This is a genomic window from Kitasatospora sp. NEAU-CNBT7 (assembly GCF_057220535.1).
Window position 1 is genome coordinate 252,618 of sequence record NZ_JBXQQB010000005.1, and the last position, 26,194, is coordinate 278,811.

The following is a 26,194-nucleotide window of genomic DNA, read 5'->3' on the forward strand; positions in this document are numbered from 1 at the left end:
CACCCGGCCGACGCCCGGCGGCCGGGCTACCCGGCGGTAGCGGCGGGGTACAGCCTGGCTCCGCCGCCCTCGGCCGCCGAGATCAGCGCTTCGGCCAGCGCGGCCGGGTCCTGGAGCATCGGGTAGTGGCCGGTGGGCAGCTCGAAGAAGCTGGTGTCCGGCTCGGCGAGCTTGGCGAACCGCGGCTCGCCGCTGCCGTGCAGCATCCTGGCCACCTCCAGGCCGAGGCCGTTGGCCAGGCAGAACACCCCGGTGGTGGGGACCTCGCGCCAGGCGCCGGTCAGCTCGACCGGCTGCCGGAAGGTGTCGACCGGGTGCGGGGTCACCAGCGCGAAGTAGCGTTCGGCGGCCGCCTCGGGCAGCCCGGCGAGCGAACCCCAGCCCGGCCGCAGCAGGGCCTCCCGGTCGCCCGTCGGGAGCACGCCGCCCGGCGGGACGCGCCGGATCCGGTCCCGGTGCTCCTGGTCCGGGAAGGTGTCGGCGAGCGACTCGCCGTCCTCCGGGATGCCGGTGTCGACGAAGATCAGCCGCGCCACCGGCCCGGGCGCCCGGTCCACGGCCCCGATCGCCGGGAAGATCCCGTAGCTGTGCGCGACCACCACCACTCCGGGCCCGGCGGCGGCGACCGCCGCGCCGACCGCCGCGGTGTGCCCGGCCAGGTCCGCCCCGGCCGTCTCGGCGGCCCGCTCGGCCAGCCCCGGCAGGGTCAGCGGCACCGCCCGGTGCCCCCGTGCCACCAGCTCGGAGGCGGTCTCCTCCCACACCCACGCCCCCGAGAACGCCCCCGGCACCAGTACGAACGTCGTCATCCTCGGACCACCTCTCACTCAGGACGCCGCAACCCGGCGCGGGCCGACCGTAGGACCTCCCGCAGGGGGAGGTTCCACCGCGCCGGACCGGCCGCGGGGCCGAGTTCGAACCGTCACCGCGACCCCGGGGCACTGCCCGGCTGCTCTCCGGCGACTGCTCCCGGCGCACTGGCAGACCCTCTCGCACCCGGTGCACCAGGGCGTTCGCCCGGTGCGGCGCGAGCGCGCGCCCGGGGGTGCCACCCGGCGGGGGCGGTGGAGCACCGCAGGACAGGCCGGGGTCCGGCGACCGGCCCGGGGCGCGTCCGCCGGTCCCGCCGGGTCCGCGGCGTTCCCCGGCCGGACGCCCGCCGCCGCCTCGTCCGGCCCGGCTTCGCGGACGCGCCCTAGACTGGCCGCGGGGGCGTACGGAGCGACGTACGGAGGGGCGTGCGGAGATGGGCGACGGGACCGGGCGGACGTACGGGATCGGTGAACTGGCCGAGGCGGCCGGGGTCACCGTCAAGACGGTGCGCTTCTACTCCGACTCCGGGCTGCTGCCCGAGAGCGGCCGCACCCCCGGCGGACACCGCCGCTACGGCGAGGCCGCCCTCGACCGGCTGCACACCGTACGGCGGCTGCGCGCGCTGGGGATGGGACTGCCCGCGGTCGCCGAGGTACTCGGCGGACAGCTCGATCCGGGCGAGGCGCTGGCCCGGGAGCAGGCCGAGGTCGAACGCCGGCTGACCGACCTGCGCTGGCGCCGGGCCGCGCTGGCCGCCGTCGCCGAGCAGCCCGGCGCACTCGCCCTGGTCGGTGACGCGCTGCGGACACCGCCCGCCACCGACGCCCTGGCCGCCTTCTGGCGCCGGGTGCTGCCGCTGCGGCTGCCCGCCCGGCTGGTGACCGGCATCATCGACGCGGCCGTCCCCGACCTGCCGGGCGCGCCCACCCCCGCGCAGGCGCTGGCCTACGCCCGGCTGCACGCGCTGGCCACCGACCGCGCCGCCGCGGCCGCCGTCCGGTCGGCCGGCGCCGGCACCTGCGGCCCCCGGGCCCGGCTGTACTACGAGGGGCTGGGCGAGGCGTACGCGCTGGCGGGCCGGCGGGCCCCCGACGCGCTGGAGTGCTTCGTCGCCGCGCACGCCGGCGCGGAGGGGGTCGCCGACTCCCCCGCCTACCGCGGCGCCCTGGCCGGCCGGCTGATGGGGCCCGACCCCTACATGGGCGAGTACTGGAGCAACGCGGCGGTGCTGAGCAGCGATCCCGCGCCCGGCATGGGGGCGCTGCACGCCCGGCTGGTCGGCGAACTGGCCGCCGCGGTACGGGCCCCGGCGGCTCAGGCCGGTCCGGCCGGTCCGGCCGCCTGAAGCTCCGCCGCGTCCACCGCGTCCACCGCGTCCGCGCCGTCCGCCTCGCGGGGCTGCGCGCCCGTGAACCAGTGCTCGCGGACCGCGTCCGTCGGCCGGGGCTCGCCGAGCTCCGGCAGGCCCCAGCCGGCCAGCGCCTCGACGACCTGACGCAGCGCCAGGCCGCGTTCGGTGAGCTGGTAGACCGTCGCGTTGGCGGGCCGCTCCAGCTTGCGCCGCACCGCCAGACCCTCGCCCTCCAGCTGCTTGAGGCGGGCGGCCAGGATGTCGGTGGAGACGCCGGGCAGGTCGGCGTGCAGGTCGGTGTAGCGGCGCGGGCCGCCGAGCAGCTCGCGGACGATCAGGAGGCTCCAGCGCTCGCCCACCGCATCCAGGGCGCGGGCGACGGCGCAGTACTGGTCGTAGCTTCGGCGTGACATGTGGATCAGCATAGCCAATAGGTTGGACTTTCCAAGTGCTTACTTGGTAGAACAAAGCATCCGCCGGTGTGGCGCGGTGACGGTTCGGGAGGCCGCTGATGGAGTTTCGCCAGTCCAGCAAGCTGAAGGACGTGTGCTACGAGATCCGTGGCCCGGTCGTCGACCACGCCAACGCACTCGAGGAGGCCGGGCACACCGTGCTGCGGCTGAACACCGGCAACCCGGCGCCGTTCGGCTTCGAGGCGCCGGAGGAGATCCTCCAGGACATCATCCGCAACCTGCCGAACGCCCACGGCTACAGCGACTCGCGCGGCATCCTGCCGGCCCGCCGCGCCGTGGTGCAGTACTACCAGCAGCGCGGCGTCACCGGGGTGACCGTCGACGACGTGTACCTCGGCAACGGCGCCTCCGAGCTGATCCAGATGGCGGTCCAGGCGCTGGTCGACGACGGCGACGAAGTCCTCGTCCCCGCACCGGACTTCCCGCTGTGGACCGCGGTGGTCCGGCTGGCCGGCGGCAAGGCCGTGCACTACCTGTGCGACGAGGAGGCCGAGTGGTACCCGGACCTCGAGGACATCGCCGCGAAGATCAACCACCGCACCAAGGCCATCGTGGTCATCAACCCCAACAACCCGACCGGCGCGGTCTACCCGAAGGAACTGCTGGAGGGCATCCTCGAGCTCGCCCGCCGGCACGACCTGATGGTGCTGGCCGACGAGATCTACGACAAGATCCTCTACGACGGGGTCGAGCACCACTGCCTGGCCGCGCTCGCCGACGACGTCGTCACCCTGACCTTCAACGGCCTGTCCAAGGCGTACCGGGTGGCCGGCTTCCGCAGCGGCTGGCTGGTGGTGTCCGGTCCCAAGCAGCACGCCCGGGACTACCTGGAGGGCCTCACCATGCTGGCCGGGATGCGGCTGTGCCCCAACGTGCCCGCCCAGTACGCCGTCCAGGCCGCGCTCGGCGGCCACCAGTCCATCCACGACCTCACCCTGCCGACCGGCCGGCTCACCGAGCAGCGCGACGTCACCTGGCGCGCCCTCAACGAGCTGCCCGGCGTCAGCTGCGTCAAGCCCAAGGGCGCCCTGTACGCCTTCGCCAAGCTGGACCCGGCGGTGCACAAGATCGTCGACGACGAGCGGTTCGTGCTGGACCTGCTGCTCCGGGAGAAGATCCACATTGTCCAGGGCACCGGCTTCAACTGGCCCCGCCCCGACCACTTCCGCTTCGTCACCCTGCCGCGCGCGGACGACCTGGAGACCGCCATCAGCCGGATCGGCCGCTTCCTGGCCACCTACCGGCAGTAGCCGGCCACGGCCGGGGCCGATCCGGCACCGGGACGGCGCTCAGCGGCGCTGCCACAGGGCGGGGACGTTCGGCGGCTCCCAGCCGGCCATCGCGGTGTGCCCCTGCAGGCAGCGGTAGGACGCGCCGCCGTGGGTGACCTGGTCGCCCGGACGGTACGCGGTGCCCGCCTGCCAGCTGCCGCCGGCCGGGCCGGTCGGCGAGGAGGTGGGCGACGGCGCGGGCGAGGACGGACCGGTGGGCGTCGGGGACGGCGAGGGCGGCTGGGCGACGTCGAGCACGAAGTCGAAGCTGCCCTCCTTCGCCGGGCCGGCCTGGCGGACGTTCATCAGCAGCGCCGCGTCGAAGATGGTGTCGGTGCTGTTGCGCGGCTCGCCCGGGAAGTACAGCTGCGTGGTGAGCACCGGGCCGCCGGGCGCCTGGGCCTTGACGTGCAGGTGCCGGGTGCGGCCCGGGTAGAGGCCGGGCACCACGGTGGTGAGGGTGAACGCCCCGCGGGCGTCGGTGAACTGGTGGCCGCGGAAGGCGAAGCCGGTGCTGTCGTAGGCGCCGTCGGTGTCCGCCTGCCAGAAGTCCAGCAGGGCGCCGGGGACTGGCCGGCAGGCCCGCCCGAAGACGTAGCCGGTGACGGCGAGCCGGGTGCCGGGGGTGGTCGCGGTCACCAGCGAGGTCCGCAGTGGGGAGCCGGGCTTGAAGTACGGGCCCTCGATCTGCTCGACGGTGGGGTGGTCGCCGTCGTCGCAGGCGGGGGTGAGGGCCGGCGGGCCGTCCCCGCCGTCCCGGGCGAGCGCGGCGCCGCCGCCGATCAGCAGGGGCGTGGCACCCGCCAGCACGGCGGCCCTGAGCAGCGACTTCCGGCTCAACCTGCGCTCGCCCAGGGGCTCGTGGAAGGGGTTCATGGTCGACTCTCCTTGCCGTGATGGCACGGGGACCACCCTGCCGGGTACATGACATGTGGGATGCCACGGTGGGGGCCCGGCAGGGTGGCGCGGTGGGGGGTTGCGGCTACGAAGCTACGGGCCCGGCCGGGCAGCCGTCGATGGACCTGATCCCGGGATCGTGGTGATTTCCTCCGGCCCCGGCCCGGAACTCCCCCGGACTCAGGCCCACTTCACGACGGAAGAAGCGGCAGAAGTACGACGGGTCGGCGAAGCCCGCCTCCGCCGCGACCTGGCGGACGCTCAACTCCGTCGCCACCAGCAGCCGCTTGGCCTCCAGGGTCTGCTGCTGCCGGATCAGCAGGGCCGGGGTGCGCCCGGTGGCCTCCTTGACCAGCTCGTGCAGCCGGCCGGTGGAGACCCCGAGCTCCCGGGCGAACGAGCCGACCGAACGGTCCGCCCGGCCCGGACGGGTGATCAGCCGACCGAACCGGGCGGCCAGCTCAGCCGCCCTCGGCGGCACCGGGCCCGGCGCCCCCGGCGCGGAGGCCCGCATCGCCCGGACCAGCAGCACGTGCAGATAGGCCTGCAGCACGCCCGGATAGCCGGCCGCGCCGGCCTGGTGCTCGCGCAGCATCTCGCCGAGCAGGCCGGTCAGCGCCCGCCCCTCGGCGCGGTCCGGGCGCAGCCAGGGGCGGCCGGCCAGCAGCCGCAGCAGACCGAGGTCCTCGGGGTGCTTGAGCAGGAAGTCCTCGTTGAACAGCAGCACCCAGCCACCCAGCCCGGAGGCCCGCGCCCAGTGGTGCACCTGGCCGGGCAGGACCACGCACAGGTGCGGCGGGTCGAGCGGCCACTCGACCAGGTCGAGCACGTGCGAGCCGCGGCCCTGGGTGACGTAGACGATCTCGTAGAAGGAGTGCCGGTGCGGGAAGGCCGCCCGGGAGAGCGGCCCGATGGTGTCGAAGGAGCCCAGCGCGAAGGGCAGCACCCCGGGCGCCGGCACCTCCAGGTTGTGCAGCGGCACCTGGCTTCTCGGCGGCCGGAGGGCAGGCAGGTCGGTCACGGCAGCAGTGTCGCCGCCCGACCGGGCACTGGTCCAGACCTCCTCCGGTCGCCGGGCCCTCTTCCGCGGGGGCTACGGGCGAGTAGCATCGCGCGGGGACAGCCCCCGACCGCCCACCACGAAGGACGCCAGATGGCCAAGCAGCCCGAGATCGGTTCCGCCGTACCCGAGTTCACCCTGCCCGGGCTGCTGCTCGCCGGGGACACCGCCGAGCGCCGCGACTACCGGCTGAGCGAGGCCAAGGGCGGCCCGCTGGTGCTGGTCTTCTACCCCGGCGACGACACCGCCGTATGCACCAAGCAGCTCTGCTCGTACACCTCCGACCTGGACCGCTTCAAGGGCCTGGGCGCCACCGTGTGGGGCATCAGCCCGCAGGGGCTGGACAGCCACGAGGCCTTCGCCCGCAAGTACCGGCTGGCGTTCCCGCTGCTGGCCGACACCGACCGCGCGGTGGCCACCGCCTTCGGCATCGCCGTGCCCGGGCTCGGGCTGCGCCGGTCGGTCTTCATCCTGGACGGCGACGGCACCCTGCGCTGGAAGCACGTGGCACTGATGGGGCTGACCTTCCAGCACAGCGACACCCTCGCCGACCAGCTGGCCGCGCTCGGCTGAACCGGCGGGCCCGCCCCGGACACACCGGAGCCCGGGCGCCGCACCCCCGTACGGGAGGCGGTGCCCGGGCTCCGGCCGTGGGGTCAGCGGCCCCAGCACTCCCCCGCCTTGCGGGCGATGGTGTAGTGGTCGACCTGCGTGCCGTCCTCGGCCAGCGCGGTGACCTTCATGGTCGCGGTGCGGCCCGGGTGCGCCGGGGCGACGTCGACCTTGATGAACGAGTAGCCGGTGTAGCGGACCCGCGACCACTCGACGGTCTCGGTGACCTTCACGCCGCCCTTGGCGAAGTGGTAGGTGTCGACCGAGTCGACCCGGTGCTCGTGGCCCTCGTAGGTGTCGGGGGCGTCGAAGGAGTACAGGCTGCGGCCTGCCGCGCCCGCCGTCACGTACACCACGCCGTCCTTGGCGGGCTCGACGGTGGCGCCGCTGGGCACCGCCTTGGAGACCTTGTTGCCGAGGATCGCGTCGGTGCGCTCGTAGACGTGGTTGTGGCCGTTGATCACCAGGTCCACCCGGTACTTCTCGAACAGCGGCACCCAGGCCTCGCGCACCCCGCCCTCGGAGGCGTGCTGGTGGGTGGTGGAGAAGGCGCAGTGGTGGAAGAAGACCACGATGAAGTCGACCGTGTCGTCCTGGCGCAGCTCGTGCAGCTTGCGGTCCAGCCAGCTGGTCTGCTTGCCCGCGGTGATGCCGAGGTTGGCGGGGATCTCGTAGGAGACGTCGTTGGCGTCCAGCGAGATGACGCCGACGTTGCCGTACTTGAAGGAGTAGACGCCGGGGGCGATGCGCGGGTCCGGGCCGTTCTCCGGCAGGAAGAAGCGGGAGTTCTCGCCGCCGTAGCCGTTGTGCGAGTACCAGGCCTCCATGTCGTGGTTGCCGTAGGAGACCATCCACGGGACCTTCGAGGAGACCGTCTCGGTCTGGGCCAGGAAGGCGTCCCAGGTGAGGGCGTTGTAGACGGACTTGTCGGAGTCCTGGCCGGAGCCGGCCGGGTCGGCGTAGCAGATGTCGCCGGCGTGCAGGTGGAACGACGGCTTCTGGGCCAGGATGATGTGGTCGTTGCCGGCCGCGTGGGCGCTGACACCCTGGTCGCCGAAGGCGGTGAAGGTGAACGGCGCGAACGGGCGGCCCCAGCGCCAGGAGCGCTCCGGGGCGGTGCGGAAGGTGCTCAGGGTCGAGATCGCCTGGTGCGAGGCCGGGTCGAAGCCCTGGTGGCCGACGCCGTAGTAGTAGGTGGTGTCGGAGTCCAGGTGGTCCAGCTTGACGTGCAGGTAGTACTGGTCGACGGCCTGGCCGGTCGGGGTGAGCGCGGGGGTGTGCAGCGCCCGCACCTCCGCCTCGACCTTGTGGCTGAGGTCCCACGGGTGCTTGCCGTAGCGCAGGAACGGCTTCTTCACCGCGGCCGGCACCTGCCAGGAGATCCGGATCTGGCGGTCCGGCTCGGCACCGAAGGCGAGGTGGCGGCCGACCGGCGCGACCAGCGCACCGTCGATGCCGTCCGTGACACTGCGGCCCGGCGCCGCCGGGTCGGCGTACGCGGTGCCGGAGCCCAGCGCGCCGCCGACGGCCAGCGCACCGACCGTGACCGCGCTGGAGCGCAGCAGCTTGCGGCGGGAGAACGTGCTGCGCAGGTACTCGTGCTGCTCGGCCATGCTCATGCGGTCGGCGAGCTTCTCGGGCACGCCCATGCGAGGGATATCCATGGCTGAGACGTTCCCAGCGCGCGATGGCAGGTACACGGACATTCGGTGAACGAGCGACTACCGGCGGGTCTGACGGACCGCAAGATTTGTCCATGTGTTCGCAAAGCGCGGTCACCCACCGTGACCGGGCGGCATGGTGACGGGCCGTAGCGCCGTGGGGTCCGCCGTCCACTCGATGCCCCCGCCGACCGGCCGCAGGTGGACCAGCCGCCGGGTGACCCGCTCGGTCCAGCGGTCGGTGTGGACCTCCTGGCAGACGATCCTGCCGACCCGTCCGGTACTGGTGTCCCGGGCCAGTTCGCCGTCCCTGGGGTGCCGTTCGAAGGAGACGCGTTCATCGCGCACGCCGCTCACCTCCGACCGGACGGCCGGGGCCCTGCACGCTGCGGAGGTCGGGGTTGCTGTCCACGCCCACGGAGACCCGCGGGCCGCGGCCCGATAACGGAGAACGGCGCACCGGGACCGGACGGCGGGCCTCGGTGTCCGGCGTCAGGCCGTCCCGGCGGCCGCCGTCCCCGGCTCCTGTTCCTGCTCCGCCTGGGAGGCCTCCGGTTCGGCCGGCCGCAGGCGGCGGGCGGCCCAGACCCCGCCGGCCACCATGAACAGTCCGCCCACCGCGAGGATGGTGTCGATGCGTCCGAAGTGCACGCCCGCGACCCGCAGGTCCAGGCCGCGCAGCGCGGTGCTGGCCAGGAAGCCCGCCAGCGCCATGGTGGAGATCGCGGCCAGCTGCTGCACCGGCCCGATCACGGTGACCACCCGGCCCAGCAGGTGCTGCGGGGTGACCCCGAGCAGCAGCGGGCCGACCACCACGTTGACGGCGCCGACCGGCACGCCGATCAGCGCGATCACCACCACCGCGAGCGGCAGCGCGGTGAGCCGCGAGTAGAGCACCACCCCCGCGCCGGTCGCCACCAGGCAGAGCCAGTAGATCCGGTGGTCGCCCATCCGGCCGGCGACCGCACCCGCCAGCAGCCCGCCGAGCAGGGTGCCGACCGCGAACGCCGCACCCAGGGTGCCCAGCCAGGAGGCGGCGGAGTGCAGGTTGTCGGTGACGAAGAAGACGTCCAGCACGTTGAGCGCGCCGACCCCCAGGGTGTAGACGCAGACCGAGCCGAGCAGCGCCATCAGGACGCGGTTGTGCACGAAGAAGCTGACGCCCTCGCGGAAGTCGGCCCGGAAGGTGGACGGGCCCCGGTCGGCCGGGCGTTCGGTCGGCGCCACCATCAGCGACCTGATCAGCAGGAACGACAGCACGAACGACAGCGCGTTGGCCACCAGCGCCCACTGCACCCCGGCCGCGAACAGCAGCGGCGCGGCCAGCGGCGGCCCGACGATCCCGGCCGCGCTGCCGGTGGCCGAGGACAGTCCGAACGCCCGGGTGCGGTCCGCCTTGGGGATGGCCGCGCCGATCACCGCGAGCCGGGCCGGGTTGAAGAACTGCCCGGCGCCCGCGCAGACCGCCACCGCCAGGTAGACCAGCGCGAGGGCGAGCCAGGCCGGGATCCGGTCGCCCGCCAGCGGCACCAGCAGCAGTGCCAGGATCACCACGGCGCGCAGCGCGTCGGTCGCCAGCATCAGGCGGCGGCGGTCCCAGCGGTCCACGAACACCCCGGCGACCGGGCCGACCAGCAGGGTCGGCAGGGCGGCCGCCAGCAGGACGCCGCTGACCGCGGCCGGGGCCCAGCTCTGGCCCTTGGCGATCACCGTGCCGACCCACAGCAGCACGGTGGTGTCGAACACGAAGTCGCCGACCACCGAGACCGCCTGGCCGAGCCAGAGCCGGTGCCAGTTGCGGTTGTGGCGCAGGCCGGCGGCCGGCTGCGGCGGTGCCTCGGCGGGCACGGTGTCGGTCATCTCGTCTCCCGAGGGCGGTGCGGTGCGGGGTCGCTGCGGACGTGGTGCTGCCGGGCCGGGTGCGGTGGTGTCCGGTGGTGCGGGGCCGGGCGGGACGGGCCCGAGTGGGTGAGCGCGCGCAGCAGTGACCCGCCGCCGGTCGGCGCGGTCTCCGTACGCTCCGGGCGGAGCCGGGCCGAGACCTCCTTGGCGTCGGTCCCGGCGAGCTCGGCCGCCAGCCGGCCGGCCAGCGCCGCCGCCCTGGCCGCGAGCAGTTCCTCGAAGCCGCCCGGGTCGAGCCGGTGGAAGCCGTACGGCAGGCACTCGCGCAACTCCTCGGCGGCCAGCGCCCGTTCGACCAGCGGACGGAACACCGCCCCCCAGGTGACGGGGCGCAGCGCCACCGACAGGTGCACCGAGGCCTCCTCGGTGGCGTCGCCGACGTGGACGAACCCGCGCGGGATGTACAGGCACTCGCCCGCGTGCAGCACCACGTCCAGCAGCGGCTCGGGCTCCGGGCCCGGCCGGGTGGGCGACCACTCGCGGACCGGCCAGCGTTCGGTGGGGGCCGACACCCGCCAGCGCTTGGAGCCGTGCACCTGGCGCACCAGCACGCCGGCGGTGTCGTAGTGCGGGGCGACGCCGCGCGCGCCGGCCGGGGTGAGGAAGCCCGCGCAGTAGGTGGCGAAACCGGTCTCGGCGGTCAACTCCCGGCAGAAGGCGGCGACCTGGGGGCAGTACGTCTGCAGCTCCTCCAGCACCAGGGTGGCCCCGGCGGCGACCTCGCGTTCCACCGCGCGGCCGTCCACCAGGGGCTCCCGGCGCCCGGCCGTCCGCTCCCGGCTCCGCCCGACCCGGGCGGCGGGCAGCTCCTCGCCGTCCCGGAACAGCCGTACCGAGGGCAGCGGCAGACCGGTGGTGTGGATCAGCCGCTCCGCCGTCCGCGCGTCGAACACGTCGGAGAACGAGCCGAGCGCGACCGCGACGAACGGGCGGCTCTCCCAGTCGCTCTCCAGCCGGTCGGCCGTACCGACCAGCCGGGCCAGGCTGCCGGCCATCGCGCTCACACCCCCGCCCGGCTGCGGACCGGTGCCAGCGCCAGGTGCAGCTGCCGGGTCACCTCGGGGAGCCGGGCCAGGTCATGGGTGCGGGGCGGGGCCGGTTCGCCGAGCCGCAGCAGCGCCCCGCGCACCAGCGGGGCGTCCCCGCGGGCCTCGGCCAGCGCGGCCCGCAGCAGGATCCGGCCCTGCTGCTCGCGGCCGGCCCGCTGCAGGGTCGCGCCGAGCACCGCCCACCAGCGCGGCACGGTCAGGGGCGACGCCCAGGGGCCGGGCAGTCCGCCGACCGTCTCCACCAGCGGGCCCGTCAGGTCGAGGGCCCGTTCGTGCTGCCCGCGGCCGGCCGCGTGCGCGGCCAGGTGCAGGGTCCGGACCACCGCGAGGCGCCGGGCCATCGGGTCGGGGTCGGCCAGGGCGTCCGGGCCCGGCGCCCCGGCCGCGTCGGCGCCCAGCAGCCAGGGGGCCTCGGCGGCGTGCTGGACGCCCTGGGACGCCAGGGCGGGCCAGCGTGCGGTCAGCCGGGCGGCGGCGCCCGCCAGCAGGTCGGCCCGGCCCCGGCGGTGCAGGATCTTGCAGGTGTCGCTGACCCGGATGTTGCGGGCCAGCGCCCGGACCTGACGGGCCAGCGCCGGGTCGGCGGCCACGTCCTCGGGCCACCAGTCGACGTCCTCGGTGTGCGCCCGCTCGCCGTCGGCGATCCGCTCCAGGGCGGCCAGCCCCGCCAGCGCCCGGTCGAGGTCCCCCGCGTAGCCCTCGATCCGGACCAGGTTGACCTGCGGCTGCAGGGCGAACGCGGCCAGCCTGGCCGGTGTCCCGCCGTCGGTGCGGACCCGGCTGCGGGCGTAGGCGATCTCGGCGCGGCACAGGGCGCGGGCCCGGTCGGGGCGGCCGAGCCGGAAGTGCACCAGGGCCACCAGGTTGGCCGCCACGAACAGCGGCTCGGGGTCGTCGCCGGCCGGGCGGTCCAGCAGGTCCCGGGCGCGCGCCACGGCGGCGGTCTCGTCCTGCGGGACGCGCTCCTCGTCGGCGAGGAAGCCCAGCCAGTTCGGTGCCGGTGCTGTCACGGTACGTCCTCCTTCGCGGGCTCCGACCGGCGCGGCGGATCGCCGGCCGGATGGGGCGGGACGGGCAGGTCGGGTGCGGTGGGCAGGTCGGGCTCGGTAGGACGGTCGGGCTCGGTGGGGCCGTCGGGCTCGGTGGGGCCGTCGGACGCGGTGGGACCGTCGGACGCGGTGGGGCCGTCGGGCTCGGGCGGCGCGGCGGGGGTCCCGGTGGTACGGGCCTCGCGTTCCAGGAGCCGCCGCCACAGCCCGAGGGCGGTGCGCTCGCGGACCCGGTCCAGGCCGAGCCGGTTGGCGTGCAGATGGAGCAGGGAGGCCACCGCGTGGTGGCGGCGGTCCGCCCCGGCGGGCCCCGGCCAGTGCTCCGCGAGCAGGCGCCGGTACTCGGCGGCGGGCGCGGCCCAGTACCCGGCGGCAGGATCCGCCGGACCCTCCGGGTCGGCTCTGAGCCGCCACAACTCCCGCCCGTGGCGCCGGTGTTCCTGGGACCCGGCCCGGGAGTCGGCCGACCGCACGGCCAGCAGCCGCCGCTCGGCCGGGTCGGGGACCAGCAGCGCCGCGTACCGGTCCAGGCTCAGCGCCGCCGCCACGGCGCGGGGCAGCCCGCCCGGCGGCGGACCGGCGAGCAGACCGGCGACGGCCGCCGAGTCCGCGCAGAACAGCCGCTCGGCGGCCCCGATCAGCGCGGGGCCGCCGTAGCGGTCGGCCTCCGGCCGGTAGGCGCGGACCGCCACCTCGTGCACGGGCAGCCGCCCGGCGGACCCCCGGGCCCAGTCCAGCAGCTCCTCCAGCAGGCCGGGCCGGTACCGGACCCTGATCCGCAGGTGTTCGAGCGGATCGGCGTACCGGAGGAAGAACAGCCCGCCGCCGGGCCGCCCGAGCTCGGCCCGACGGGCCGCCAGATCGGCCACCAGGGCGTCCTGCCAGGGACCGCGCAGGTAGAGGTGGAGCGAGAGCCAGCCGGGCGCGGCCTCCCCGGCCCGGGACCCGGCCCCCGGCGCCGGCGCGGCGGCGGCGGCGGCGGTGGGCGGCACGGCCGAGGTCCGGGGGCGCCCGGGCGCGGAGCCGGCGGCCGGGGGCGGTCCGCACGCGGAGTCGGAGCGCGGTGCAGCCCCCGCCCCGGCCGCGGGCCCCGGCGTCGGCGTCGGCGTCGGCGTCGGCGTCGGCATCGGCATCGGCATCGGCATCGGCGAGGGGCCGGGTACGGCCGCTGACGCGGGGTCGGGCGGCGGCCCGGTACGGGTCGCGGTCGCGGGTGGCCGCGCGGGCCGGGGGTCGGGCGAGGGTGCGAGGGTCGTCAGGACGACCGGGATCACCGCCTCGAGGAGGTGCCGTCCGCCGTCCGCCGCCGCGACCGGTCCGTGGGCGGGGTCCGGGGCGGCCTCCTCCAGCAGCAGTCCGGTGTCGTCGGCGCGGTCGAGGGCGTGCCGCAGGTGGGCGAGCGAGACCGCGCTGGCCAGGTCGAGCAGCAGGTGGCGCCCGGCCTGCACCAGGTGGACGTGGCGCGGGACGAGCCAGCGCTCCGCCCAGCCGCGGACCTGCTTCGCCGAGCAGTCGCCGAGATCGTCGCGGCCGGGACGCCAGGCCGCCGGGGCGAGGACGAGTCCGTCGCGCTCCAGCCGGGGCCGGAACGGGCCCTGCCCCGTGGGTCCCCAGTCGAACGGCGCGGGGTGGCGGAACTGGTTGGCGGAGGCGTCCAGCAGGAAGCGGCAGACCGGCGGGGCGAGCCGCAGGTCCAGGGCCGAGGCCTGGGTGAGGTGCAGCAGGCCGCCGGTGGCGGCCTCGTACAGCTCGAACCGGCCGTCCCGGACGCCGACCGACACCTCGGCGAGCGGCAGGCTCTCCCCCTGGGCCGGGACGTCGACGGGCAGGTGGCGCGAGCGCCAGGGTTCGCGGGCGGCCACGTTGGCGGCGGCGCGGCGCTCGGGGCGGTAGCCCAGTTCGACGAACCGGTGGTGCGGGGCGGCGGCCTCCTCGGCGGCGCGGGCGGCCCGCAGCGCGGCGCGGGCCGCCGGGTCCAGCAGGTCGGACACCCGGCCGTAGGCCACCCCCGCCGGTACGGCGCCCGGGCCGCTGAGCGCTGCCCGGATCCGGCCGTCCGGGCCGCGGCCGAGCCGCAGGCAGATGTCGGCCGCCGGCAGGGCCGGGCGCAGCCGGTCGATCGGGTGGTCGGGGGCGAGGCGGGCGAGCAGTGCGTCGTCGAGTTCGCGGACCGGGTCGCGGTCGGCGAGGGCCCGGGCGACCAGGGCGGCGAGCAGCGTGTCGCGGCCGTCGGGGCCGGGGGCCGGGCCGCTGTCCAGGACCCGCAGGTCGGTGAGGGTGTGGACGGCGGCGAGGGCCGGTACCCGGGCGTGCGCGCCGAAGTGGTCGAGGAACGCGGCCGCGGCGCGGGCCAGGTAGCGGGGGTAGCGGCTGCCCCGGCCGACCAGGGCGAGCAGCCCGGCGGCCTGTTCGGCGAACCGGGCCGCCTGCGGGTCGAGGGCGGAGCCGGGGGCCGGGCGGGCCACGCTGTCCAGGTGGAGGGCGGGGCGGGGCCGGGACCGCAGGACGGGCAGCAGCCGGGTGAGCGCCTCGGCGGGGTCGGCGGGGTCGGTGGGGGCGTTCAGCTGCTCGCACAGGCCGAGCAGTGGTGCGGGGGCACCGGGGCCGGGCCCGGCGGGGCGCAGGAAGCCCAGTCTGACCAGGTCGCGGACCAGTCGCCGGGCCGCCGCCACCCCGGCGGGTTCGCTCACCGCGGGGTCGCTCACGCCAGGTTCGCTCACGGCAGGTTCGTCCGCGGCAGAGGCCCCGGCCGGGTCGGAGGCCCCGGCCACCGGGCCCGGGTGGCCGGTGAGTTCGGCGAGCAGCCGGGCGACCGGGACGGGTCGGGCGGCGGCCCGCAGCACGGTGCGGACCGGTTCGCTGCCGCGCAGCCAGTGCGCGGCGCCGCGTCCGGCGGGCTCCCGCCAGGGGTGGCCGTCGAGGAGGTGCACGAGGTCGGAGACGACCACCGTGTCCTGGTCGCCGAGTGCGGGGCGGGACGATGACGCCGCGTCGGGTGCGGTGGCGTCGGGTGCGGCGGCGTCGGGGCGGGCGACCGGGCGGGCCGGGCCGGACAGCCGCAGCAGGTCGCCGCCGCGGTCGGTTCCGGTGGGCCGGCCGGCGCGGGCGACGGGGACCGCGGTGACCGCGGCGGCCAGCCCGTACGGGGTGGGCCGGGTGCTCAGCCGGTTCAGGCAGCGGTCCAGCGCGAGCGCCGTCCTCGGCCCGTCGGGGCCGCCGGCCTCGGCGAGCGCGCGGGCCAGGTCGGGCGCGGAGTGTTCGACGGCGGCGGCGAGCAGCGGGGTGCGCCAGGCTTCGGCGAGCAGGGCGCGGTGGGTGGCGGGCCAGTCGGGGTCGTCCGGCCGACAGGCGGCGAGCAGGCCGGTGTAACCGTCGGCGGGCAGCGCCGGAATGCGCAGCACGGCCACGTCGGCGGCCCGGTACCGGGGAATTCCGGGTCGGCTCCGATCGGTCATTCGGCCCTCCCCGCGCCGCTGGATGGGATCCGGCGCCGAGGGCCGCCGGATGTTCGCCGGGAAATCACGCATGCGGGCCCCGGGACGCCCGTACGGATGGCGGCCCGCACCTTGCCGGCGGCACCTGATCGACCGTCGGCAAGGGGGGTCCGGCTCCGGCCGGGTGTCAGTTGGCCGAGCAGCCGAAGTTGATGTTCGTGAAGCCGGCCTCGTCCTCGACGTCGGCCGCGTGGCCCTCGACGTCGCTCTCGGCCAGCTCCGCCTCGCGGGCGGCGGCGGCCAGCTCCTCGGCCTCGTTCTTCTCGAATTCGTTCGACATGAGCCCTCCCATGGGTTCTTGACGGTGCCTCGGGCGCGCTTGTGCGGCCTTTTCGAATTCTTCTCAACGGGCGGACGGCCGTCAACACTCGCGACAACATTCGAAAAACACCGGAGATACCGGAAAAATGGCAGGCAGAATTGCCGCTCGGAACTTTCGGTGAAACTGCCGAAGGTATTTCGCTCAGGGCGTTCCGGGCGGCTCGGGGCCGGTCAGTTTGGCGGCCCGGGCGGCGGCCAGGGCCTGTCCGGCCCGCTCGGCGAGGTCCGGGCAGCCGGGTGCGGCGCGGGCGATCCGCAGGGCGGCGGTCAGCGGCAGCAGCAGCGCGCCGGCGCCGCGGACGGTGTCCAGCTCCGCCAGCGACCGTTCGATCGGGCCGCGCGCCGCCGGGTCCCCCCGGGCGGCCAGCCGGACGGCCTCCACCTGCTGGTGCAGCACCCGGGCCTCCCAGCCCGCCCCGGGCGGTGGCGGGTCCCCGGCGGGGGCCGGGCCTTGCTGATCGAGCAGCCAGGCGGAGGCCAGGCAGCGCGCGGCCGCCGCTCCGGCGCCGGCCTCGGTGCAGCAGTCGGCGGCGGCCCGCTGCCAGTGCGCGGCCCCGGCCGGGTCGCCGGCCCACTCCTCGACGGCGCTGCGGAACTGGAACAGCCCGGCCAGCGCGGCCCGGTTGCCGATCCCGGTGAACACCTCCCGGGCCTGCTCCAGCAGGTCCCGGGCGGGCTCGGCGGCTCCGCCGAAAGCGTGCAGCAGCGCGGCCGAGCAGCCGACCAGGGCGTGCAGCGCCGGGGCGTCGGCGGTGGCCCGCCGCAGTTCCTCGCAGCGGGCGAGCGCGTCCCGCACCGGGCTGTCCCCGAAGGCCAGGCAGAGCGCCAGGTTGGCGTGGACCTCGGCGGTCCCGAGCCCGGCCCCCGCCGAGCGGATCCCGCCGTACGCGGCGTCGAGCAGCCGCTCGCCCAGCCGGTAGTCGCCGGCGCCGATCGCGGCGAGTCCTTCGAGCAGCAGCAGCCGGGCCCGGGAGGCGTGGTCCCCGGCCTGTTCGGCGAGCCGGCGGGCGGCCCGTACGGCGTCCGGGCCGGCCGGGCGCAGCGCCAGCTCGTTGGCGCGGAGCTGGAAGACGGCGGCCGGGTTGCCGCCGGACGGGCCGGCGGCGGGCTCGCCTGCGGCGGACCGACCTGCGGCGAACGGGCCGGCGCCGAACGGGCCTTCGCCGGACGGCTCGGCGGTGGACAGGCCTTTACCGGACAGGTCCGCACCGAACCGGCCTTCACCGGACAGGCCCGCACCGGACGGGCCTGCGGTGGACGCGAGGTGGTGGGCGGTGCGGTCGATCAGCTCGAGTGCGTCCGCGGTCCGGCCGCAGGCGGCCAGGGCGTAGCTCTCGATCGCCGCCGCCTCCAGTTGCAGGGCCGGGTCGGCCGCCGACTCGCGTGCGCGGGTGGCGAGTTCGACCGCGCGCCGGACGTCGGAGCGGCCGACCGCCCGGCGGGCCGCGGCGACCAGGCAGCCGGCCGCGAGTTCGGCCGCGCGGGCCTGCTGGGGTGAGCCGGGGCGCAGTTCCCGTTCGCACTCCAGGGCCCGTTCGGCGTGCACGGCGGCCTGTTCCAGGGCGCCGGGGGCGGTGGCCGCCTGCCCGCGGAGCAGGCCGGCCACCGCGGTGTGCAGCTCGGCCCGGTCGGCGAGCGCCAGGTGGGCGTACGCCACCTGGGCGGGGCTGCGGCAGTCGAAGCGCAGCCTGCCGTCCTCGCCGGGCCGCCCGGCTGCGAGTTGGCGGTGCTCCAATTCGGCGATGGCTTCGGCGAGTTCGGCGGGTTCCAGGCCGGCCGTGGCGGACAGCTCGCGGGTGCCGACAGCGGTGCCCCAGGCGCCGATGCAGCCCAGGACCCGGCGGGCGGGGTGGCCGAGCCGCTCGATCCGGGCGCCGAGCGCGGCACTGGCCGAAGGGGCGACCAGGTCCTCGATGCCGTCGGCGGACAGTGCGGCGAGCTGTTCGAGGAAGAGCGGATTGCCGCCGCTGCGGGCCACCAGCGCGGCGGAGGCGGCCGTGTAGTGCAGTTCCAGGTCGCCGTCGGCGGGGGTGGCCGGGCGCAGCAGGCCGAGCAGCCGGTGGCCGTGCTCGGCGGACAGCGCCGGTACGCCGAAGACGGTGGGCCGCCACCGCAGCCCGGCGGGCAGGTCACGGCCGGCCAGCACGAGGACCACCGGGCCGTGGCCGTCCGGCACGGCGTGACCGCCTGCGACCTCCCCGGCGTCCGGAACGCCGTCGATCACCTCGAGCAGTTCCGCGGGTGCCCACTGGACGTTGTCGATCAGCAGCAGCAGCGGTCGCCGGGCGCTGAGCCGGGCAAGGCGGCGGCCGATCCGCCAGCCCAGTTCGGCGGTGGACCCGGCGATCCCGTTGCCCGCTGCGGACACTGCGGACACTGCGGACGCTGCGGACGCTGCGGATCCGGCGGGCGTCACGGCGCCGGACATTGCGGCGCCGGACATTGCGGTGCCGGGCGTCGCGGCCGCCAGTGCGGTGTCCAGTTCCAGCAGCCGGGCGCGCCCCTGGGCGTGGTCGTCGCGGGCACAGTCCAGCCGGACCACCAGCGCGCCCGCGGCCGCCGGTCCGTGCGCCAACTGCCGTAGTACGGAGGTCTTTCCGCTGCCGGGTTCGCCGTTCACGGCGAGCAGCGAGCCGCCCGGGCGGCGCAGCGCGGCGGCGAGGGCGGCGGTGAGGTCCGCGAGCAGTGGACGCTGGTTGACGAAGGGCGGCCGGGCGGCGGCGGGCCGGGCGCCGGGTTCGGGGATCCAGGCCTGCAGGGCGGTGTCGAAGCCCTTGGCGGCGACCGGGTCGACCGCCGTGCAGCGCACCTGGTCGCGGATCAGCAGCCAGGTGCGGACGTCGGCCAGGGCGCCCTCGGGCGGGGCGGCCGCCTGGAGGCGGGCGGCGCGGTTCATCACGGCGCCGATGGCGAAGGAGGAGTCCCGGTCGGCCAGGACCACCTGGCCGGAGGCGATGCCGAACCGGACGGAGAGCTCGACCCCGCCGTCCTGGCCGCCGGCGAGCCGCCGCAGCGCCTCGTGGGTGGCGTGCACGGCGCGGACGGCGTCGTCGTCGGCCGGGTGGTCGGCGCCGAAGACCCCGACCACGGCGTCGCCGATGAACTTCTCCACCCGCCCGCCGTGGTCCTCGACGGCGCCGCGCATGGTCGCGAAGTAGCGGCCCAGCACGCGGTGCCAGAGTTCGGGGCTGAGGCTGGTGGCGAGCCGGGTGGAGCCGGAGATGTCGCAGAAGGTCACGGTGACGAACCGCAGGCCGCTCGGTGCGGCGGCGGCCGGCTGGGCGGTCGGGGTGCCGCAGGCCATGCAGAACCGCGCCACCGGCGGGTTGACCGTGCCGCAGCCCGGACAGGCGGTGGGCGGCGGCGCCGGGTCGGGGCTGCTCACCACAGCAGGGCACCGCCCTCGATCCCGTGGCCCTCGACGTCGGCGCCGACCGCGTCCAGCCGCCGCTTGACGTCGAGCAGCAGTTGGATCTCCTCCTCGGTCAGGGTGTCGAGGACGGCCAACTGCTCGTCGCTCGCGTAGTCCAGGTCGAAGCCGAGCTCGGTGAGCCGGTGCTGGTCGGCCATGATTCCTCCGTGGGGTGTCGGCCCGGTCCGGCGGCCGGGAGCAGCGGGGCGAGGACGTCGGCGAGGCCGGCCGCGCTGGTGGCGGCGGCGGTGAGCAGCAGCCGGTGCTGGGCCGGGGTCAGCTGCAGGGAGTCGAGCAGGGCGCGCAGGTCGCCGCCGTGGGCGGTGTCCAGGTCGGCGTGCGCGGTGAGGGTGCGGAAGGCGGCGGCGGGCAGGCCGGTCCGGGCGGCCAGCCGGGCGGCGGCCGCGGCCGGCGGCGGGTACCACTCCAGCAGCGCGATGTGGCCGAGCAGCGCGAGCGGATGGGTGTGCCGGATCCAGTACGCCGGGGCGCCCGCGAACCGGGCGACGGCGGGCGGGGGCTGGGCGGCGGTCAGGTCGGCGGGGTCGGCGCCGGTGGCGGCGTAGTCGGCGAGCAGCCAGTGGTCGTGGCCGTGCTCCTCGGCCAGTTGGACGGCGAAGTACGGCGCCAGCCGGGCACTCAGCGGGTCCGGGCGGCGCAGGCACTCCTGGGCGGCGTCGGCGAGGAGAGGGGTGGTGGCGCGGATCACCTGGTGGGCGGTGCGCAGCCAGGCCCGGTAGCGGTCGGCCCCGCCGGCGCCGTCCCAGGCCGGGCCGTCGGCCCACAGCCCGCCGGCGGCGGCCGCCAGCCCGGGCGCCAGCCGGTCGAGCAGCAGCCGCAGCCGTTCACCCGCCCGGAGCGGCGGTACGGCCGTCGGGGACGGCGGTCCGGCCGCCCCGTGGCCGGGCGTCGCGCCGGGTGTCAGGGGTGGCTTCGGCATCGGGCCGCCTCCTCGCCGTCGGGGGTGCTCGTCGTCGGTGGCGCCGGGGTGAGCAGGGTGAGCAGGGCCGCCGTGCGGGGTTCGGCCGCGGCCGTGCGGTGGGCGGTCCAGCAGGCGTCGCAGACGGTGCGGTGGCCGGTGCGGGTGAGGGCGGTGAAGCCGGGCAGCGGGGCGAGGGCGGCGGGGCCGGTGGCGGCGAGGATCCGCAGCAGCGGGTCGCGGCCGAAGTGGTCGAGGGCGGCGGTGAGCGAGGCGGCGTCGGTGGCGGCCCGGCGCAGTGCGGCGGGACCGCCGCCGGTGATCACGTCCTCGTTGCAGCAGCCGGTGACGGTGCCGTCGTAGCGCACGGTGGGCGCGTTGGCGGGCAGGCAGGGGCCGTACGCCGCGACCGGGCGCGGGGCGGGTGCCGGGAACAGCGCGGCGCCCCGGCCGGTGGCCAGCGGCCGGGTGGGGTGCAGTTCGGCGCGGGCCGGCCAGTCGGGGCCGAGCTCCTCGGCGAGCAGGGTGCGGGCCTCGTCCAGGCGGCCGGGCAGGTCGATCACCTGGAGCACCAGGTGGCTTCCGGCGGCGGCGACGGCGGTGACGGCGCGGCGCAGCCGCTGCGGGCCGAGCCGGGCCAGGTGGTGGGAGTCGGTGCCGAGGACGACGGTGGTGAGCCGGCCGAGCAGGGCGGTGATCCAGGCGGGGGTGCGGGGTCCGGCCCAGTGGCCCGCGGTGTACGCGATCAGGGCCGGGCCGGTGCCGTGCAGGCGGTCCGCGGTGAGGGTGAGGGCGCGGCGCTCGGCGAAGGGTTCGCCGCCGGAGACCGCGACGGCGCGCAGGCCGGGGCGGGCGGCCAGCGCGTCGAGCAGGCGTCCGAGCAGGGCCAGGTCGGTGGGGCCGGGGCTGTCGGGGCGGGCGGAGACCGAGCAGTGGTCGCAGCCGACCGGGCAGCGGTCGGTCAGGTAGAGCAGCACGCTGGCGCCGGGGGTGCGGCGGGCGGCCAGGAGCTGGTCGAGTCTCATCCGGTCCACCCCAGTTCGACCAGGTCGGCGTAGCGGGCGAGGGCGCCGCGGGCGGCGGCGAGCCGGTGCGGTGGGCGGGCGGCGGCGAGGGCGAGCACGGTGTGTTCGACGGCGCGGCCGCCGGGGGTGGCGAGGTGCCGGGCGGTGGTGTCGGCGGTGGCCGGGGCGAGGGCGAGGCAGCTGCCGCAGGGGTCGGGGGCGCCGGGGCGGGCGGCGCAGCCGTCGGCGGCGGGCGGCGGCCCGTACCGCTCGCGGGTGGTGACCGGGCCGAGGGTGCGGACCGAGCGCAGCAGGGGGTCGCCGAGGGAGCGTCCGCTGAGGGTGCGCCAGGTGTCGCGGGCGGCGTGGCCGAGGACCAGGTGGGCGGGGGCCGGGCCGCCGCGCAGCAGGCTCTGCCGGGTGCAGGCGTACACCGTGCCGCCCTGGTCGACCACCGGCCAGTGCGCGAACTCGCAGGGCCCGGTGGCAGCTTGGCCGGCCGGCGGGCGTACGGGCGCGCGGCGGGCGGCCCGTCCGGTCGGCCGGACCGCGCCGACCAGCATCGGCACCCGGGTGCCGAACCGCCGCCGGACGTCGGCGATCACACCGTCCAGGTACGCGTACCCGGCGGCGTCCGGTACCGCGGTCAGGTGCAGGCTGGCGTGCGGGACGTGGTCGAGGGCGGTGCCCAGGGCCCGGAACACCTCGGCGCGGCCGACCTCGCGTTCGTGTTCGGCGTCCAGGCTGGCCGCGAGGTGGGCGAGGCCGGTCACCGCCCGGCGGACGGCCGGCGGCAGGCGGCCGCCGCCGCGGGCGAAGAACATCCCGGTGAGCAGGGCGGCGCCGGTTCCGGCGGTGGCGGCGGAGGCGGTCAGCTCCCGGACCAGGGCGGGCCGCAGCAGGGGTTCGCCGCCGGACATCAGGATCAGCTCGGGCCGGCAGTCCGGCGTGAACGAGGAGACCAGGGCGCGGAACGGGCCGCCGGGCGACTGCGCGGAGGCCATCGTGGAGTCGGTGGAGCAGTGGGCGCAGGCCAGCGGGCAGCGGTCGGTGAGGGAGAGCAGCAGTCCGGCGGCCGGGCGGGCGCCGAGGGTGAGGAGGTCCGCCAGGTGCACCGCCGTCACCCCCCGGTCACCGGTCGGTCCGCAGGAGGTCGGCGACGGCCGCCAGCAGGGCCTGGACGGCTTCGCCGCGGCTGCCGTCGGCCTGCCGGGCCGCGGCGGCGATCCGGGTGAGCGGGTCGCCGCCGGGCGGGACGGCGGGACGGCGGCGTTCGGCGAGGCTGAGGGCGAGCACCGCGGCGCTCTGGTTGGCGAGTTCGGTGAGCAGGTCCATGGCGTCCAGGTCGCCGACGCCGTCGACCTCGGGGTCGAGGACCTCCAGCACGCCGAGGATCTCGCCGCGGTGCTCCATCGGAACGGCCATGATCACGTCGGGGACCAGGCCGGTGCTCTCGGCGAAGCCCTTGTCGAAGCGGGCGTCGTCGGCGACGCCGCGGACCACCATCGGTTCGCCGGTGTTGGCGACCCACCCGGCGATGCCGTGGTCGCCGGGGATGGCGATGCCGACCAGCCGGTCCTCGCCGACGCCGGAGGAGGCCTCGAAGACCAGGGTGCCGTGCTCCTCGTCGCGGACGAACACCGAGGCGGCGGCGGCCGCGAAGGAGAGCCGGGCCAGCCGGACGGTGGAGCGCAGGATCTCGTCGAGCTGGTCGGACGTCACTCCGGTCTCCTCGGGGCGATGTTGTCGGCGGTGGCCGCCAGCACGTGCCGCAACTGCGGGGTGCCGAAGCCCGGGTGGCGCTGCAGGATGCGCGCGCACAGTCCGGTGATGTGCGGGGCGGCGAAGCTGTTGCCGGACACCCGGCGGGTGGCGCCGCCGAGCCAGGGCGCGGGGACGTCCACGCCGAGCGCGAAGAAGTCGACCGGCGGCCGCGGGTTGGACTCCACCCGCTCGGGGTCGGCGACCGCGTGCGCGCCGACCGAGATCACCGAAGGGAACCGCCACGGGTAGCTGTCCACCGGACTGTTGTGGGCGGCGGAGATCAGGGTGACGCCCGCGTACCAGGCCTCGTCGGCGAGGTCGTGCAGCCGTTCCTTGAAGTGCTCGCGGCGGGTCGAGAGGCTGACGTTGACCAGCGGGAACCGTTCGGCGACCGCCCACTCCAGGGCGGTCAGCAGGGCGTCGCCGTTGCCCTGCAGGTTGCCGCCGAGCACCCGGACGCTGGTCAGTTCGCAGTCCGGGGCGAGCGAACGGACGATCCCGGCGCAGGCGGTGCCGTGGCCGGCCACGTCGCCGCCGGTGTCCTCGGCGACGGTCCACGGGCGGGTGCCGTCGGCCGCCGGGTCCGGCGCGCGGGTGGCGGCCAGCTGCCGGACCCCCTCGCCGATCTGCGGGTGCCCGGCGGTGACACCGCTGTCGACGATGCAGACCCGCACCCCGCGGCCGGTCGCGCCGCCCCAGGCCCAGGCGCGGCTGACGGGTGCGGGGGCGGCGAGCGCGGCCGGGTCGAACGGCTCACCGGCGGAGGTGTGCGCGAAGCGGATGGTCCGGCGGGCCGCCGGTGCGGCGCCGCTCACCGGCCGGCCGCCGGGTCCAGCGGGGTGTACCCGCGCCGGCGGACCGCCAGGTCCATGCGCTGCGCCCAGTTGAACTTGACGCTGGGGCAGGGCAGGTGGCCCTCCCGCCAGAGCTTGGGACAGGACCCGCCGCAGACCGGCAGGATCGGGCAGCGCGAGCACTGCGCGCCGCCGTCGCCCACCTGGTCGTACCAGTCGTCGAAGGCACCGGCCGGGCGCCGGGCCGAGCCGGCCAGCTCGGCCACCTCGGCGACCACCCCGGTGTCCCGGGCGCCGGGCACCAGCGGGTGCTCGGAGCAGGAGTAGACCCGGCCGCCGGTGTCGATGATCTCGCCGGAGCGGGTGGTGGCGGTGCAGGTGGTGCGGACGGTCGCGGCGGGCAGCGGCCCGAAGTGCAGGCCGAGCGCCTCGGCGGTGCGCAGCCAGTCGGCCTCCCGGGCGGCGTAGGCGCGGGCGGCGAGCTCCACCTCGGAGACGTCGTTGCCCCAGGAGTGCACGGCGATCAGGTGCAGGGTGACCTGCGGGTGGGCCAGGCCCAGGCAGGCGAGGTCGTGGAGCAGGCCGGTCACCGAGTCCTCGTTGTCCCGGTCGATGTTGACCCGGATGCCGATCCGCAGGCCCGGGGCGAGGCCCTCGTCCAGGGTGCGGGCCAGCACGGCGACGGTCCGCCGGAAGCTGCCGCGGCCGTTGCGGGTGAGCCGGCGCCGGTCGTGCACCTCCTCGGGGCCGTCGATGGTCAGTTCCATCTCGGTGAGCGCGCAGTCGTCGTGCAGTCCGGCGAGGGTCCGGGCGGTGAGCAGGCTGCCGTTGGTGGCCATCCGGGCGGTGTAGGTCTTGCCGTGCCGGGCGGCGGCCGCGGTGAAGCGGGCGCTCAGCTCCCGGATCACCCGCAGGGCGAGCAGCGGCTCGCCGCCGAACCAGGTGACCGTGACGGCGTCCACCGCGGGGTCGGCGAGCATCGCCTCGACCCGGCGGGCGGTGCGGTCGGAGCGCTGCCGGTCGTGGGCGGCCTTGACGTGCTCCTGGCCGCAGTAGCTGCACGCCATGTTGCAGTAGGCGGTCGGCATGATGGTCACCGAGCGGGTGGCGCCGCGCGCCGAACCCTCGCGCAACCCGCCGGTCACGGCGGCGAGTTCGTCCTCCGCCGGGTCGACCAGGGCGTGCAGGCGGGCCAGCCGCCGGCGCTCCTCGGGGCCGAGGCCGGCCAGCGCCGCCGGGTCGCCGGAGCGCAGCGCGTGGGCGCCGGCCCGGTCGAGCCGGATCAGGGTGGCCGAGCGGGTGGCGTACCCGAACCAGGCCTCGCTCCCGTCGCTGTCGCGGTAGGCCCGGTCGCCGACCAGCAGGTAGCGGCTGGGGACCAGGGCCGGGGGCGGCTGGACCATCGGTGCGCTCACGGTGTCTCCCGGTGCTCGGGTTCCGGTGTCCAGGACGCGGCCGCGCCCAGGGAGATGCGCAGCCCCGCCGAGGCCGTCGAGTACGGGCGGTCCGGGTCGACCACCAGCCGCAGGGTGACCTGCGGCCGGCCGGCGGTCGGACGGCACCGGACGGCGGCCAGCCGGTCCAGCCGGTGCACCGACACCGCCCGTTCCAGCAGGCCGAGCAGGACCGGGTCGGCGCAGCTCAGTGCCGTCACCCGGCCCGCCGCCAGCCGGACCGACACCGGCCGCCCGTGCAGCGAACCGCCCAGCCTGGTCGGCCGGTTGATCGCGATCAGCCCGTCCGCGACGAATTCGCCGTCGGCCTGCGCGGCCGGCCAGTGCAGGTGCCCGGCGGGCAGTTGCCGGACCCGCCCGGCCTCGGCGGGCCCGTCCTCCACCCGGGGCGGCCGGCCGTCGGCGGGACGCAGCCGCAGTTCGGCGCCGCCGCCGGTGGCGACCAGCACGGCCGGCGCGGCGGCGGTCAGCTGCCGCAGCTGCGCCAGCCGGCCGGCCCGCAGCGCGGGGTCCTCCCAGTCCGACACCGGGAGCTGGACCGCGACCAGGGTGGCCGGCAGCCGCAGCACGGCGTGGTCCAGCGGTTCGGCGCACAGGAAGAACACCGCCTCCCGGGCCGGCGGCCCGTCCCCGCGCAGCTCCGCCAGCGCGCCCAGGACCCGCCGCCCGGTCCGTACCGGGCTCCGGGCGTCCCCCGCCAGCAGCCGGACCGCGATCCCGCCGGCCCTGGCGGTGGCCGCCAGCCAGGCCGCCTCGGCCGCCCGGCCGCGGTCGAGAACGACGACCAGCCGGTCTCCGGCCGCGAGCCGCAGCCGGTCGAAGAGCGCGGACCGGACGGCGAGCCGCTCGGCGGGGTCGGGTGCCAGGATCTGGGCAGAGGGCATACGGGCGGCC

Annotated in this window: 22 protein-coding genes and 1 pseudogene; 3 read left to right on the forward strand and 20 right to left on the reverse strand. The window is 76.7% G+C overall.

Annotation, left to right across the window (positions count from 1 at the left end; genetic code table 11):
- Nucleotides 1-26: 26 nt before the first annotated feature.
- Entirely contained in the window at nucleotides 27-809 is a 783-nt protein-coding gene (locus tag AC2TEW_RS09495) for an alpha/beta fold hydrolase (RefSeq protein ID WP_484622908.1), read from the reverse strand.
- A gap of 437 nt (nucleotides 810-1,246) precedes the next feature.
- Here AC2TEW_RS09495 and AC2TEW_RS09500 point away from each other — a divergent pair, with 437 nt between their 5' ends.
- Nucleotides 1,247-2,158: a helix-turn-helix domain-containing protein gene (locus AC2TEW_RS09500; protein WP_484622909.1), complete on the forward strand. Its 912-nt coding sequence runs from the start codon at nucleotides 1,247-1,249 to the stop codon at nucleotides 2,156-2,158.
- A gap of 65 nt (nucleotides 2,159-2,223) precedes the next feature.
- On the opposite strand, the pseudogene AC2TEW_RS09505 reads toward AC2TEW_RS09500, so the two are convergent.
- Nucleotides 2,224-2,577, reverse strand: a pseudogene (locus tag AC2TEW_RS09505) (winged helix-turn-helix transcriptional regulator); the annotation flags it as partial.
- A 98-nt stretch (nucleotides 2,578-2,675) separates the two neighbouring features.
- Here AC2TEW_RS09505 and AC2TEW_RS09510 point away from each other — a divergent pair.
- Nucleotides 2,676-3,887, forward strand: coding sequence for a pyridoxal phosphate-dependent aminotransferase (locus tag AC2TEW_RS09510; RefSeq protein WP_484622910.1), 1,212 nt, complete (start codon nucleotides 2,676-2,678; stop codon nucleotides 3,885-3,887).
- Nucleotides 3,888-3,926: 39 nt separating this feature from the next.
- Here AC2TEW_RS09510 and AC2TEW_RS09515 read toward each other — a convergent pair whose 3' ends face one another.
- Both AC2TEW_RS09515 and AC2TEW_RS09520 read right to left on the reverse strand, forming a co-directional pair.
- Nucleotides 3,927-4,784, reverse strand: a complete 858-nt coding sequence (locus tag AC2TEW_RS09515) for a dioxygenase family protein (RefSeq protein ID WP_484622911.1) — start codon at nucleotides 4,782-4,784, stop codon at nucleotides 3,927-3,929.
- A 106-nt stretch (nucleotides 4,785-4,890) separates the two neighbouring features.
- Nucleotides 4,891-5,817, reverse strand: coding sequence for a helix-turn-helix transcriptional regulator (locus tag AC2TEW_RS09520; protein WP_484623014.1), 927 nt, complete (start codon nucleotides 5,815-5,817; stop codon nucleotides 4,891-4,893).
- A 141-nt stretch (nucleotides 5,818-5,958) separates the two neighbouring features.
- On the opposite strand from AC2TEW_RS09520, the gene AC2TEW_RS09525 reads away from it, so the two are divergent.
- On the forward strand, nucleotides 5,959-6,438 hold the full coding sequence (locus AC2TEW_RS09525; RefSeq protein WP_484622912.1) for a peroxiredoxin: 480 nt from the start codon (nucleotides 5,959-5,961) through the stop codon (nucleotides 6,436-6,438).
- A gap of 83 nt (nucleotides 6,439-6,521) precedes the next feature.
- Here the strand turns inward: AC2TEW_RS09525 and AC2TEW_RS09530 are convergent, their stop codons facing one another.
- The 16 genes from AC2TEW_RS09530 to AC2TEW_RS09605 form a co-directional block, all read right to left on the reverse strand.
- Nucleotides 6,522-8,141 (reverse strand): purple acid phosphatase family protein, encoded by a 1,620-nt coding sequence (locus AC2TEW_RS09530; protein ID WP_484622913.1) that lies wholly within the window; start codon nucleotides 8,139-8,141, stop codon nucleotides 6,522-6,524.
- 111 nt (nucleotides 8,142-8,252) lie between these two features.
- On the reverse strand, nucleotides 8,253-8,486 hold the full coding sequence (locus AC2TEW_RS09535; RefSeq protein ID WP_484622914.1) for a hypothetical protein: 234 nt from the start codon (nucleotides 8,484-8,486) through the stop codon (nucleotides 8,253-8,255).
- A gap of 144 nt (nucleotides 8,487-8,630) precedes the next feature.
- Nucleotides 8,631-9,998 carry an MFS transporter gene (locus tag AC2TEW_RS09540; RefSeq protein ID WP_484622915.1) on the reverse strand — a complete coding sequence of 456 codons (1,368 nt, stop codon included), beginning with the start codon at nucleotides 9,996-9,998 and terminating at the stop codon, nucleotides 8,631-8,633.
- The gene (locus tag AC2TEW_RS09545) at nucleotides 9,995-11,035 is read right to left on the reverse strand and encodes a JmjC domain-containing protein (protein ID WP_484622916.1); all 1,041 of its coding nucleotides are present in this window, start codon (nucleotides 11,033-11,035) and stop codon (nucleotides 9,995-9,997) included. Before AC2TEW_RS09545 ends, AC2TEW_RS09540 begins: the two co-directional genes overlap by 4 nt.
- A gap of 5 nt (nucleotides 11,036-11,040) precedes the next feature.
- Nucleotides 11,041-12,099, reverse strand: coding sequence for a hypothetical protein (locus tag AC2TEW_RS09550; RefSeq protein WP_484622917.1), 1,059 nt, complete (start codon nucleotides 12,097-12,099; stop codon nucleotides 11,041-11,043).
- Complete coding sequence (locus AC2TEW_RS09555) at nucleotides 12,096-15,593, reverse strand: lantibiotic dehydratase (protein ID WP_484622918.1); 3,498 nt, start codon at nucleotides 15,591-15,593, stop codon at nucleotides 12,096-12,098. Before AC2TEW_RS09555 ends, AC2TEW_RS09550 begins: the two co-directional genes overlap by 4 nt.
- Before the next feature lie 166 nt (nucleotides 15,594-15,759).
- Entirely contained in the window at nucleotides 15,760-15,912 is a 153-nt protein-coding gene (locus AC2TEW_RS09560; RefSeq protein ID WP_158515557.1) for a hypothetical protein, read from the reverse strand.
- A 183-nt stretch (nucleotides 15,913-16,095) separates the two neighbouring features.
- Entirely contained in the window at nucleotides 16,096-19,338 is a 3,243-nt protein-coding gene (locus AC2TEW_RS09565; protein WP_484622919.1) for an adenylate/guanylate cyclase domain-containing protein, read from the reverse strand.
- Nucleotides 19,335-19,523 carry an aroma-sacti cluster domain-containing protein gene (locus AC2TEW_RS09570; RefSeq protein ID WP_484622920.1) on the reverse strand — a complete coding sequence of 63 codons (189 nt, stop codon included), beginning with the start codon at nucleotides 19,521-19,523 and terminating at the stop codon, nucleotides 19,335-19,337. The genes AC2TEW_RS09565 and AC2TEW_RS09570 overlap by 4 nt, the downstream gene beginning before the upstream one ends.
- Nucleotides 19,439-20,305, reverse strand: a complete 867-nt coding sequence (locus AC2TEW_RS09575) for an iron-containing redox enzyme family protein (RefSeq protein WP_484622921.1) — start codon at nucleotides 20,303-20,305, stop codon at nucleotides 19,439-19,441. Before AC2TEW_RS09575 ends, AC2TEW_RS09570 begins: the two co-directional genes overlap by 85 nt.
- Entirely contained in the window at nucleotides 20,287-21,309 is a 1,023-nt protein-coding gene (locus AC2TEW_RS09580; RefSeq protein WP_484622922.1) for a hypothetical protein, read from the reverse strand. Before AC2TEW_RS09580 ends, AC2TEW_RS09575 begins: the two co-directional genes overlap by 19 nt.
- Entirely contained in the window at nucleotides 21,306-22,412 is a 1,107-nt protein-coding gene (locus tag AC2TEW_RS09585; protein WP_484622923.1) for a radical SAM protein, read from the reverse strand. Before AC2TEW_RS09585 ends, AC2TEW_RS09580 begins: the two co-directional genes overlap by 4 nt.
- A 7-nt stretch (nucleotides 22,413-22,419) precedes the next feature.
- Nucleotides 22,420-23,010, reverse strand: a complete 591-nt coding sequence (locus AC2TEW_RS09590; protein WP_484622924.1) for a GAF domain-containing protein — start codon at nucleotides 23,008-23,010, stop codon at nucleotides 22,420-22,422.
- Nucleotides 23,007-23,867, reverse strand: a complete 861-nt coding sequence (locus AC2TEW_RS09595; RefSeq protein ID WP_484622925.1) for a S8 family serine peptidase — start codon at nucleotides 23,865-23,867, stop codon at nucleotides 23,007-23,009. The genes AC2TEW_RS09590 and AC2TEW_RS09595 overlap by 4 nt, the downstream gene beginning before the upstream one ends.
- A complete protein-coding gene (locus AC2TEW_RS09600; RefSeq protein WP_484622926.1) occupies nucleotides 23,864-25,261 on the reverse strand; it encodes a radical SAM protein in 1,398 nt (465 codons plus the stop codon). The genes AC2TEW_RS09595 and AC2TEW_RS09600 overlap by 4 nt, the downstream gene beginning before the upstream one ends.
- Complete coding sequence (locus tag AC2TEW_RS09605; RefSeq protein WP_484622927.1) at nucleotides 25,258-26,184, reverse strand: serine/threonine-protein kinase; 927 nt, start codon at nucleotides 26,182-26,184, stop codon at nucleotides 25,258-25,260. The genes AC2TEW_RS09600 and AC2TEW_RS09605 overlap by 4 nt, the downstream gene beginning before the upstream one ends.
- Nucleotides 26,185-26,194 lie beyond the last annotated feature (10 nt).